This is a genomic window from uncultured Ilumatobacter sp. (assembly GCF_963980585.1).
Classification (GTDB): Bacteria; Actinomycetota; Acidimicrobiia; order Acidimicrobiales; family Ilumatobacteraceae; genus Ilumatobacter_A.
Genome location: NZ_CAXCAM010000004.1, coordinates 22116 through 33996, shown reverse-complemented (window position 1 = coordinate 33996; position 11881 = coordinate 22116). Strand labels below are relative to the sequence as shown.

Genomic DNA, 11881 nt, shown 5'->3' with positions numbered 1-11881 from the left:
CGGGATCAGACTTGCTCGCGCTCGCCGGAGACCGCCGAACGAATCGCCGCGTCGACCACCCGCTGCGCTGTCAACCCATCGACCGAGGTGGGTCCGCGTACCTCACCAGCCCGAATGCCGGCAATCCAGTCCTCCGCCTCGAGTCGGTATGCCTCACTGAAACGGCCGAACCAGTCATCTCCGACGTGCTGATGGGCGGCGCCTTCGGATCGCACGACGGGCTGTGCTGGTTGTGGCGCGGTGACCATGCCCCGCTCGCACGTGACTTCTAACTCGACGTCGTAGCCGTAGGCCGCCTCGACGAACTCGATCGTGACCGTGGACCCATCTGCCATCACGCCGAGCAACACCACGTGTTCAACCGGTCGCGGTCCACTCACCACCTGCGTTGTGATCGAAGAGAACTCCGTTCCCGTCAGCCACCGGGCGGTGTGCACGTCGTGGATCAGCGACTGCGACAAGACCAGATCGAGTGGGCGTTCCCATTGATGATTCGTGTTGCGATGCACAGCTCGAACGTGGCGAACCAACCCGAGATCATTCATCGCTGATCGAACCTGCAGGTGTGCCGGGTCGTACTGGCGCATAAAAGCCACCTGCACCAACGGCCGGCCGGCGGTGGCTTCCGCAGCGACGACGCGCTCGGCATCGGCGACGACGCTCGCCAAGGGTTTCTCGCACAGGACGAATCTGCCTCGCTCGACCGCCACAATCGTCAAATCGGCGTGCGTGTCATCAGGCGATGCGATGACCACACCGTCGAGCCTCGAATCTGCCGCGACGTCGGCCGCGTCGGTCGACGCTGCAGCGTCACAGAGCCCGGCTGCGTCGAGCGCCGCGGTGGCATCGATATCGGCGACCACCATGACCTCGACGCCGTCGATGGCGGCGAGATTCTTGATGTGCTCGCGGCCCATGCCACCCGCACCGATCACACCGATTCGGATTGTCATGATTGAGATACTACGAGGCCGCTCAGTCGCCAGTCGGCGGTTTCGGCTCCTTCGGCAGCCCGAGCACACGCTCGCCAACGATGTTGCGCTGGATCTGGCTCGTGCCACCCCAGATCGTCTCGGAGCGGGAGAAGAAGAACGACGACATCATCGGACTCACCGGATAGCCCTCACGTCGCTGGTCGCGGCTCGCGCCCGGCCAGCCGCCCGCTTCGGGGCCAGTGTCAATCAGCATGGAGTCGCTGCCATAAATGTCGAGCGCGAGTTCCATGGAGCGTTGGTGCATCTCGGTCCAGAACATCTTGTTGGTTGCGCCGAGGGCCGCAGTTCCCATGTCCTTGCTTTTGTTGAGCGTGGCGGTGAGATTGCGGAGGCCGTTGAAGCGCAGAATCTCGATCTTTGAGTAGTACTGCATCAACCGCTGCCGGATGTGCGGATCGTTGATCGACCCGTTCTCGTTCGCTTTCTCGACGAGGAGTCGATATTCCTCGGCGAATCGACGGAAGCCGGTCGTCGCCGACTGCCCACGCTCGAATCCGAGCGTGGAGTTCGCCACCTTCCAACCGTTGTTGATTCCACCGACAACGGCGTCCTTCGCGCAGCGGGCATCGGAGAAGAAGACCTCGCAAAACTCGGCCGTACCGTCGGGCTGCGTGATGCCGCGGACTTCGATGCCCGGTTGGTTCATTGGAACGAGCATGTAGGAGATGCCGGCGTGCTTCTTGACGTCAGGATCGGTCCGGGTGAGCAAGAAGCAGTAGTCGGCGTGGTGTCCCTGGGTCGTCCAGACCTTCTGGCCGTTGATAACCCATTCGTCGCCATCGAGTTCAGCGGTGGTCTTGATCGACGCCAAGTCAGAACCAGAGTCGGGTTCGGAGAATCCCTGACACCAGCGAGTCCGACCCTGCAGGATGCCTGGGAGGAACTCCTTCTTCTGTTCCTCGGTACCCCATTGCAGCAGCGTCGGGCCGACCAGGGTGTCGCCGAAGAAGTCGCCGCGCATCGGTGCCTTCGCGTTGGCGAATTCTTCTGAGAGCGCAACGCCCTGCATCGTGCTCAGGCCTTTGCCGCCGTACTCGGCTGGCCACGTCGCACAAATCCAGCCACCCTCGAAGAGCTTCGTTGGCCACGTCGCGTTGAACTCCTTGCGTTCCTCGGCCGTCATCTCGAAGCCGTCATCGAACCAGCCGTCGGGCAGGTTGTCGTGCAGCCACGCCTTGATCTCGGCGCGGAACTCTTCGGCTTCGTTCGGGTACGTCAGGTCCATCCCACCATTCTTGTGCGCAATGGGTGGAGGCTTCGAATCACAGCGGTGTGCCACCCGTCCCGTGAGCTCCCCCGGTTCCAGCATTGGGCATTCCGCCGCTGTTCAGTTGACTGGTTCGCAGCTGTTCACGAGTCGTTCACCAAATTTGCATAGTTGCGCAACATCGCTCTCGTAGCTTGTTTTGGACGGTCGCCTCGCCCCTTCAGCCAGCAACTCACCCCCCTCCGAGCCAGCTGGATCCCCCTGGGGGCGGGCGATCGTCCACACAGGTCGTTGCACCCCAGCGAGGTGGTTGCACCCCGGCGGGATGACGTTCTCCCTCTCAGGAGAGGGCGATCGTCTCCGGGACATTGCGGTGCCGACACGCCGTCACCGTGATTCGCTTCGGTCACCCCTCCGACCAATTCACGCACTGGAAACACTGCGGCGATGAGCCCGCAACTCGAGGTCCGTAGCTTGCGCCTCGCAATCCGGACGGCAACGGCGCCACTGGATTCTCCAAGCAAATCCCATTTTCCCCTACCCCAATCCTTTGGAGGAACCCGTGCGCAATCGAGCGCTTCGAATCATCTCCGGCATCGGTGGCGTCACTGCCCTCGTTGCCCTCATGCCCGGCACCGTCATCGCTCAGGAAGCATCCGAGGTCCAAGCGGTCCTCGACAACATCTGGGTGTTCATCGCCGGCTGTTTGGTCTTCTTCATGCAGGCGGGCTTCGCGCTCGTCGAGGCAGGCCTCACTCGTGCCAAGAACGTCGTCAACATCTTCGCCAAGAACATGGCTGACGCGATCATCGGCATCCTCGCCTTCTTCTGCACCGGGTACGCCCTGGCATTCAGCGGCGGCAACGACTTCTTCGGTACCGAGGGCGGCGCCTTCTTCATGAAGGATCTCGACATCAACGCCATCGGCGGAAGTGGTGTCATCAACCTGTCCCATGGAACGTTCTTCTTCTTCCAGGCCGTGTTCGCCGCCACAGCAGTCACCATCTGCTCGGGCGCCATGGCTGAGCGGACGAAGTTCACCTCGTACCTCATCTTCGGTGTGTTCATGTGCGCCATCATCTACCCAGTCGTGGTGCACATGACCTGGGGTGGCGGCTTCATCGCCGGCATTTCGATCGGTGATGCGGTCTACTCCGACTTCGCTGGTTCCGGTGTCGTCCACATGACCGGCGGCATCGCCGCTCTGGTCGGAGCCAAGCTGGTCGGCGCTCGCAAGGGCAAGTTCGCCGCAGACGGCAGCGCACGAGCGATCCCGGGCCACAACATCCCGTTCGCCATCCTTGGTGTGTTCATCCTCTGGCTCGGCTGGTTCGGCTTCAACCCCGGCTCCGAGCTCGCTGCGGACAACCTTGTGACGGGCATTGCGCTCAACACGATCCTTGCTGCGGCTGCTGGCGGTCTCACGACTGCTGCGGTGATTTGGATGAAGACCGGCAAGCCCGACGTTGCCTTCGTCGGCAATGGCGTGCTCGCCGGACTCGTTGCCATCACGGGACCATGTGGCACTGCGACTCCGATCATGTCGATCGTGATCGGTGCCATCGGCGGTGTGATCGTCGTCTTCTCGGTGCTGTTCTTCGACAAGATCAAGATCGACGATCCGGTCGGCGCCATCAGCGTCCACGGTGTCGTCGGCATCTGGGGCGTCCTCTCGATCGGGCTCTTCGCCCGCTACGACGATGCGTTCCTCGGTCGTGACGACGCAGGCCTCTTCTACGGCGGCGGCTTCGAGCAGCTCGCCGTGCAAGGCCTGATGGTGCTCATCATCATCGCCTGGGTCAGCGTTGCCAGCCTGATCGTCTTCGGAGCACTCAAGGCCACGATCGGCCTGCGGGTCGACGAGGAAGAGGAAGTCGAAGGCCTCGACGTTCCCGAGCACGGCATGGCCGGCTACTCCAACGACCCCTCCTACGCCTGAACGACTGACGAAGAAAGAGAGAGACCAACATGAAACTCGTGACTGCAATCATTAAGCCGTTCAAGCTCGATGACGTCAAAGACGCCCTCAAAGCTGCCGGTTCTGCCGGCATCACGGTGAGCGAAGTCCGCGGCTTCGGCCGTCAGGGCGGACACACCGAGACCTACCGAGGAGCGGAGTACAAGATCGACTTCGTACCAAAGGTCAGCATCCAAGTCGTCGTCGACGACGCCGACGTCGACTCGATCGTCGACGCCATCACGGCGTCGGCTGCGACCGGCAAGATCGGTGACGGCAAGATCTGGATCACCGACGTCGATCGGATCGTTCGGATTCGCACAGGCGAGGAGGGCGGCGACGCCGTCTGACCGCTGCAATCTGAATTGCCGTGAAGATCGGCGATTCGCAACGTAGCGAAGCGCTGCACTGATTCCCCGGGCTCTCGCAGTCCGGGGAATCAGTCGTTTTCGGGCCACGCTCCCCGTTTGCGTACCGCTCAGGCTGCGCCCGCGACATATGGCGGGCTCGCAAACGTGGATTGAGCGTGTTTCCACCTTGTGAACATCGCGTTTCGCCCTGTCGCGAGCCGGGCAGACGTGCATACGTTCCATGGCCATGTTTGCTCTCGACTCTGGTGACACCGCGTGGGTACTGACTTCCGCGGCCCTCGTGCTCTTCATGACTCCCGGCCTCGCCTTCTTCTACGGCGGCATGGTTCGGTCGAAGAACGTGCTCGGCATGCTCATGCAAAACGTCTTCGCGATGGGCCTCGTGTCGACGATCTGGGCCATCGTCGGGTTCTCGCTGGTCTTCGGTGACAGCGGCAACGGCTGGATCGGCAACTTCGACTTCTTGTTCCTCGCTGACGTCAAGAATCTCGACGGCGACATCCCGGGGATGGCACTTGTTGCCTTTCAGATGATGTTTGCCGTCATCACACCGGCCTTGATCACGGGTGCCACAGCAGATCGGCTGAAGTTCGGCTCGTACGCAGTGTTGATCGGATTTTGGTCACTGCTCGTCTACGTCCCGGCTGCCAAGTGGGTCTTCAACGGTTGGTTGCTCGACATGGGTGCCCTCGACTTCGCCGGCGGCACCGCCATTCACATCAACGCAGGAGTCGCCGCGCTCGCCGTGGTCATCGTCATCGGCAACCGCAGGGGGCACGGAACCGTCGCGATGCCGCCGCACAACTTGCCGCTCACCATGCTCGGTACCGGCATCTTGTGGTTCGGCTGGATCGGCTTCAACGCGGGTTCTGGCCTGGCCGCCGATGGCGTCGCTGCTCAGGCGCTCGTCAACACTCATCTCGCAGCAGCGACGGGCATGCTCGGCTGGCTCCTCGTCGAGCGACTCAAGTCAGGTCACGCGACCACGCTTGGCGCAGCCTCGGGTGCGGTTGCCGGATTGGTCGCAATCACCCCCTGCGCCGGTTTCGTCGGCGGTCCCGCACCACTGATCATCGGCGCTGCGGCCGGCGTGCTGTGCTTCCTCGCACTCGGCATCAAGGAAAAGATGGACTGGGACGACAGCCTTGATGTCATTGCCGTCCACCTGATCGGTGGCATCGTCGGAACCCTGCTGCTCGGCTTCTTCGCTGACACCGCAATCAACGGCGAGTTCGACGGGCTCTTGTACGGCGGCGGGCTTGAACTCCTGAAGGATCAGTTCGTTGCCGCCCTCGTCGTTGGTGTCTTCTCGTTTGTGGTCACCTTCATCCTGGCAAAGATCATCGACGGGACGATGGGCTTGCGCGTCGACGAAGACGCCGAACTGCAAGGCCTCGACCAGAGCCAGCACGCCGAGTCGGCCTACTCAAGCTGACGCTCTCCAACTACTGACCTTCGCCCCCAGTCCACTTCGACCAGCGCACTACGATCAGGACCGACATGAAACTCATCACCGCCGTCATCAAGCCCTTCAAGCTCGACGATGTGAAGGACGCCCTCAAAGCCATCGACGTCACCGGCATCACGGTGTCCGAGGTGCGCGGCTTCGGCCGGCAGGGCGGACACACCGAGACCTACCGGGGCGCCGAGTACAAGATCGACTTCGTACCGAAGGTCAGCCTGGCCACAGTCGTCGACGAGAGCCGCGTCGACGATGTGGTCGACGCGATCACAAAGTCAGCTGCCACCGGCAAGATCGGTGACGGCAAGATCTGGATCACCGACGTCGATCGCGTCGTGCGTATCCGCACGGGCGAAGAAGGCACCGACGCCATCTGACGATCCTGGCGACCGTTTGTGTGCGGTCACGGACCTGGAACCACCGCGCATCGAGGTCACCGCGCACGCCGGGCAAGAACGTTGTTCATCGAGATTGGCGTCGCTCCGCTCGGCGCGTTCTCCAATTCCGGAACTCACCTCGGAGCGCAACGAGGCCCGCGAGAATGATCAACCCACCGATGATCACGACCGGCCAGGCAATGCCACCGCTGGATGTCGAGATCGCTTCCTCGGGTCGCATCTCCACATCTTGACGTGTTTGTGTCGGGATTTCTGCGGACCGGTCCGCAGAAATCCCGACACAAACGACTCAGGAGGGTTGCTGGAGTTCGCGCAGTTGGGCCAAGGTCTGGCCGGCGCCCGCTCCAACGCTTTCCAAGGCGCTGAGGATGGCGACGAGGTTCCGGTCACGTTCCTGCGCCAGGTCGCGGATCGACCGGTCCCCGGCCTGAGCATCAGACTGGTCGGCGATGGTGTCGATCAAGTCATCGGTCAGCTCAGGTGTGTCCATCAACTTCGTCCACGGCCACTTGAGGGCCGGACCGAACTGCGCCATGAAGTGGCGCATGCCGCCCTCTCCCCCGGCGATGCGATACGTCTCGAACGTCCCCATCTGCGCCCAGCGGAGGCCGAATCCGAAGCGGATCGCATCATCGATCTCCTCGGTCGTTGCGATGCCATCGTTGACGAGCCACAGGGCCTCCCGCCACACCGCTTCGAGCAGGCGATCGGCAATGAACGCGTCAATTTCCTTGCGGACGTGAAGCGGGTGCATGCCGAGCGCCCGGTACGTGTCCATTGCCCGGTCGATCGTTCCGAGCGACGTCTGGACACCGCCGACAACTTCGACAAGTGGCAGGAGGTACACCGGGTTGAAGGGGTGCGCCACGACGAATCGTTCGGGGTGGTTCATTGCCGTCGCGAGGTCTGATGGCTGGTAGCCCGACGTCGACGATGCAATGAGCGCGTTGAGAGGAGCGACATCATCAATCGCTGCGAGCGTGCTGTGCTTGATGTCGATCCGTTCTGGTACCGACTCCTGAACGAGACCTGCCCCGTCGACAGCCTCGGCAATCGAGTCGACGATCGTGAGTGACCCCACCTGATCGGTCGCGAGGCCGAGCGCCGCCCAGGCCAATACCGCATCGGCCATGACCGCATCAAGAACCTCACTCGCAGTCGGAGACGGGTCGTACACAGCGACGTCGACGCTGCGCAAACGCATCCGAGCCGCCCACGCTGCACCGATCACGCCACACCCGACGACGGCGGCCCGGGCAGGAAGCTCAGCCATGCCGGGTCAGCTGCATCTTCTCGCGCACGTCATCGGCATTCATGATGTCGATGTTCATTCCGCTCAGGATGGCGACCGCTCGCTCGACGAGGTCCTGGTTCGTGGCCAGCTGACCGCGATCGAGATACAGGTTGTCCTCAAGGCCAACGCGTACGTTGCCGCCAGCAATCGCGGCCAGCGCGACGTACTCCAGCTGCTTCCGGCCGATCGAGAACGCACTGAAGGTCCAGCTCTCGGGAATGTTGTTGACCATCGCCATGAACGTGTTGAGGTCGGCGGGCGCACCCCACGGAATGCCCATACAGAGCTGCACCATTACCGGATCGGCGATCAGACCCTGTTCGACCAGTGACTTTGCCTGCCAGAGGTGTCCAGTGTCGAATACTTCGATTTCCGGTCGCACCCCCAGCTCTTGCACCTGACGCGCCATTTCGGCGAGGACCGACGGCGTGTTGGTCATGACATAGTCCCCCTCGCCGAAGTTCATCGAGCCGCAGTCGATCGTGCAGATCTCGGGCAGGATCTTGCGAACATGGTCGAGCCGTTCCGTCGCGCCGACCATGTCGGTGCCTTCCTCGGCCAATGGCAAAGGTCGCTCGACCGAGCCGAACGTGACGTCGCCGCCCATCCCCGCCGTGAGGTTGATGACCGGATCAACGTTCGAGGATCGGACCCGGTCAACGACCTCTGCGTAGTACTCGACCTCACGCGACGGCGCACCCGTGATCGGGTCGCGGACGTGAATGTGCACCACCGCGGCACCTGCCTTTGCCGCAGCAATACAGTCGTTGGCGATGGCTTCGGGTGTGAACGGCACTTTGTCGGACTTTCCGACGGTGTCGCCGCTGCCCGTAACAGCACAGGTGATGAAGGCAGAACTCATTGGGGTCTCGTTTCGTTGTGTGGAGATAAGGGTGGAGATGAGGGTGGAGATGGGAGAGCAGCTGAAAGAGCCGATGGATGCGTCACTCGGCCGTTGCACCGTTGCGTCGCAGGACGCGTAAGCGCGACAGCACGTCGTCGCGGTCGATGTAACAGCCGCGCAGGACTCGGCGTCCGACGCCGGGATCGTACGCGTCGCGGCCGTGCAGAATGCGCCGGTTGTCGAAGCCGACAAGGTCGCCCGGTTCGAATCGGTTCGACAACATCAGTTCCGGATCGTGAGCGACCGCCGAAAACACGCGCATCGCGGCGTACGCCCGAGGGACGTCAACTGGCGCCATGTGCGGCGCAAGGCGAACGGGATAGAACGCGCGCATCGTGAGCGGACTGTGGGTCGTGCCGTGGTCAATCATCGGTCCGATCCACCGGTGGTCACCGTCTTTCGCTCGGTTTGCAAAGACCCACTCGAGGGTGGTGAGCGCCTCGTAGTGGTCGCGATGTTCGGCACGCAACCGCTCGACGACGGCGAGCCCGTCGGTCATTCGCGACGCACCACCCGCCACCGTGTTCTCGACGCAGTGAAGAAACTGAAAGCCTGGCGGCGTCTCTCGGGTCGGGAGATCCGCATGTTGTCCGAGGTTGGCGCCGGTGTTGGCGAGCGAGTCGGCCCGGTCGAAGATTGCCTCGACGGTAAACACGTCGCCAAAGTTGGAGCCTCGGATCGGTCCAATCCGCCGCCCAATCATCTCCATCGCTTCGCTGTTGGCCGACGTATTGCGCAGCCGAGCCAGTCCGTGTGTGACGAGTGCGGTCAGCCACGCCTCAAGTACCGAGTCATCGTCGAGGACCGCTGAGCCATCGAACGTCGGTGGCTCCTCCATCGTTGCGGTCCACACCGTCGGAGCGCCCGAAACGGCATCAGGCAGATGCTTGGTGTCGGCAATCGATCGCAGCCATCCGGGGTGGACGTGTGACTCGGTCCCGTCGATCCAGGCGACCACGAGTGCACCATCGGACCCGATGTGTGCCCCGGCGAGCACTTCTGGACCGGGCAGGTCGAACGGGTCAACCGTGGACTCACGGGTGATTGGGTCGATGGCGACCGTGTTCTCATAGAGCCACAGCGAAAAACAATCGAGCCGCACCCCGTCGGCCCAGTGGACCCGCACCATCGGCAACTCACGCGTGACGCGTGCAATCGATGCCCACCGATACGTGTCGAAGTCCGGCGTCACCACCACGGTCACGGTTCCAAACACTACTCACCGCGGACCCGGCGACGGTTCGTCAGAACGCGTCAGAGGCGGCGGCAAGCGGAGCGCGCACGGTGTCGCTCATCGGAACCGCATCACGATCGACCGGCAACGTTCGCGCCAGCCGGTCGCCAACATCGACGGTGACACCGAGCCAGTATCGCTCGTTGCGGAAGTGGTGCAACCGATGATTCCGATCGAGATGGGCGTAGTACCGCGAGGTCGGCCGGTACTTGGAGTGCACGAGCAAGTGGACCCACTCATAGTGGGCCAAAGCCAGCAGGCCAGCAACCATCGTCGACGCCGCTGTTGCTCGAGCAACCTCGGGCGAGACAAGCTGAAGCGAACCGAGCACCAGGGCAGCCGCTCCGAGCGGTAGGACAATTGCCAGACACGAGCCGATCGCATTCGGGCGTCGCAGCAACAGCCAGTCGAGGTCGTCTGGAACGCGGTGGTGACGTTCGTGCGAGTCACGGGTGCCGAGCAACTCGGCAAGGCGGTTGGTCGGCTGGGCATGCAAGAGCATTCGATGGATCATCCACTCGACCGGACCGAGCAACACGATGACCACAGCAACTGCGGCCAGGTCGCCCCAGGTCAGGCCACCCATCGCTGCGCGGAGTACCACTGCCAGCATCAGGAACGCCGCAATCACCCGCGCCGACGACGAGTCCACGAAGGCGCGTGCAACCTCTCGTCGAGTGGCAAGGTCACGCGCCGACGTCATCCCGATGACCGTATCGCACCGCCCCCGAGCACCGCCCTCGGCACATCGATCGGGTGTCTCGTGCAGTTGAGTGGCAGGAGCATTGCTGACGTACAGTCAGCGGCATGACGACCATCGAATCGGACCCGCCTGCCGCTGACGCGCCGGTCAAGAAAGAACGCTGGACGGCGCAGTGGAAAGAGCTGTACCACGAGGTCATCACCAACAACCTGTGCACCGGTTGTGCCGGCTGCGTCGTCACCTGCCCGCATGACGTGATCGGGTACGAACACGAAGAGGGCAAGTACATCCCCTTCCATCTGGAAGAAGAACTCGGGCTCGACGACTGTGTCCACGGTTTCGGCTCCGGCGGCGGTTGCACCACGTGCACCCGTGCCTGCCCGCGCTTTCGTGCTTGGGAGCCAGCAGCCGACATGCACCTGTTCGGTCGTGTGCGTGAGCCCGACGAGATGGCGGGCATCTGGCGCCAGCTCTATCTCACGCGGGCCAGTGACGAGATGGTGCACAAGATGGGCCAGGACGGCGGCCTCGTCTCGGCGATGCTGATCTGGCTGCGCGAGCACGACTACATCGACGCGGCGCTCGTCTCCGGCGTCGAAGAAGACGACGCGTGGAAGGCCAAGCCGGTCGTCGTGTCGACTCGCGAGGAGATTCTCGCCACCGCCGGTTCGCGCTACACATACTGCGCCAACCCGCTTGCGCTGCGCGAAGCCAAAGAGCAGGGCCACGAACGCCTCGCACTGGTCGGCATGGGTTGCCAGACCTCCTCGCCGCCAGTCATGTGGGACCGCAAGGCCGGCAAGGTGTCCAAGCCCTTCCTGTTCAACATCGGTTTGCTCTGCTCGAAGACTTTTGATGACGCCATTTTCGAAGAGCTCTTCGAGGCCAAGTACGGCTTGAAGAAGCAGGACATGGTCAAGATGAACATCAAGGGCGCCTTCCAGATCTGGATGAAGGATGGCTCGTATCACGAGATCAATCTGAAGGAATGTCACGCCTGGACTCGCGAGGGCTGCAAGAGCTGCCCCGACTTCGCGGCTGAGCACTCCGACGTCGCAACGGGCGGCATCGGTGAAGACAATGACTGGACGCTGACCATTGTCCGCACAGAGTTGGGCGAAGAGGTCATCGAGCGGATGATCGCCGACGGCTCATTGATCGCGCGCCCGGCTCAGACCGACGAGACGGCGATGCGCCTGCTTCGTCTGCTCTCGATCGTCAGCCGTCGCCGCTGGCCCAAGGAAGCCGATGCTGCACCGGCCATCGGTGTCCCGCCACCCAAGAAAAAGAAGGTTGTCGCGGTCAAAACCGACGAGGTCAAGCCAAAGGAGTAGCCGACGACTTGGTGCCTGGCAC

Annotated in this window: 11 protein-coding genes; 5 read left to right on the top strand and 6 right to left on the bottom strand. The window is 62.7% G+C overall.

Annotation, left to right across the window (positions count from 1 at the left end):
- Window positions 1-5: 5 nt before the first annotated feature.
- Window positions 6-953 carry a Gfo/Idh/MocA family protein gene (locus tag ACH2DW_RS02270; RefSeq protein WP_394928089.1) on the bottom strand — a complete coding sequence of 316 codons (948 nt, stop codon included), beginning with the start codon at window positions 951-953 and terminating at the stop codon, window positions 6-8.
- A gap of 22 nt (window positions 954-975) precedes the next feature.
- Window positions 976-2220, bottom strand: coding sequence for an acyl-CoA dehydrogenase family protein (locus ACH2DW_RS02265; protein ID WP_394928088.1), 1245 nt, complete (start codon window positions 2218-2220; stop codon window positions 976-978).
- 532 nt (window positions 2221-2752) lie between these two features.
- Here ACH2DW_RS02265 and ACH2DW_RS02260 point away from each other — a divergent pair.
- From ACH2DW_RS02260 to ACH2DW_RS02245, 4 genes are all read left to right on the top strand, one after another.
- On the top strand, window positions 2753-4141 hold the full coding sequence (locus ACH2DW_RS02260) for an ammonium transporter (RefSeq protein WP_394928087.1): 1389 nt from the start codon (window positions 2753-2755) through the stop codon (window positions 4139-4141).
- A 29-nt stretch (window positions 4142-4170) separates the two neighbouring features.
- Window positions 4171-4509 (top strand): P-II family nitrogen regulator, encoded by a 339-nt coding sequence (locus ACH2DW_RS02255; RefSeq protein ID WP_394928086.1) that lies wholly within the window; start codon window positions 4171-4173, stop codon window positions 4507-4509.
- Between the two features lie 247 nt (window positions 4510-4756).
- Window positions 4757-5965: an ammonium transporter gene (locus ACH2DW_RS02250; RefSeq protein WP_394928085.1), complete on the top strand. Its 1209-nt coding sequence runs from the start codon at window positions 4757-4759 to the stop codon at window positions 5963-5965.
- Window positions 5966-6030: 65 nt separating this feature from the next.
- A complete protein-coding gene (locus tag ACH2DW_RS02245) occupies window positions 6031-6369 on the top strand; it encodes a P-II family nitrogen regulator (protein WP_394928084.1) in 339 nt (112 codons plus the stop codon).
- A 310-nt stretch (window positions 6370-6679) separates the two neighbouring features.
- Here the strand turns inward: ACH2DW_RS02245 and ACH2DW_RS02240 are convergent, their stop codons facing one another.
- The 4 genes from ACH2DW_RS02240 to ACH2DW_RS02225 form a co-directional block, all read right to left on the bottom strand.
- Window positions 6680-7663 carry a 3-hydroxyacyl-CoA dehydrogenase NAD-binding domain-containing protein gene (locus ACH2DW_RS02240; protein WP_394928083.1) on the bottom strand — a complete coding sequence of 328 codons (984 nt, stop codon included), beginning with the start codon at window positions 7661-7663 and terminating at the stop codon, window positions 6680-6682.
- On the bottom strand, window positions 7656-8546 hold the full coding sequence (locus ACH2DW_RS02235) for a 3-keto-5-aminohexanoate cleavage protein (RefSeq protein WP_394928082.1): 891 nt from the start codon (window positions 8544-8546) through the stop codon (window positions 7656-7658). Before ACH2DW_RS02235 ends, ACH2DW_RS02240 begins: the two co-directional genes overlap by 8 nt.
- A gap of 82 nt (window positions 8547-8628) precedes the next feature.
- A complete protein-coding gene (locus ACH2DW_RS02230) occupies window positions 8629-9792 on the bottom strand; it encodes a clavaminate synthase family protein (protein WP_394928081.1) in 1164 nt (387 codons plus the stop codon).
- Between the two features lie 40 nt (window positions 9793-9832).
- On the bottom strand, window positions 9833-10525 hold the full coding sequence (locus tag ACH2DW_RS02225) for a sterol desaturase family protein (RefSeq protein ID WP_394928080.1): 693 nt from the start codon (window positions 10523-10525) through the stop codon (window positions 9833-9835).
- A gap of 104 nt (window positions 10526-10629) precedes the next feature.
- On the opposite strand from ACH2DW_RS02225, the gene ACH2DW_RS02220 reads away from it, so the two are divergent.
- Window positions 10630-11859 (top strand): Coenzyme F420 hydrogenase/dehydrogenase, beta subunit C-terminal domain, encoded by a 1230-nt coding sequence (locus ACH2DW_RS02220; protein ID WP_394928079.1) that lies wholly within the window; start codon window positions 10630-10632, stop codon window positions 11857-11859.
- Window positions 11860-11881: the final 22 nt, after the last annotated feature.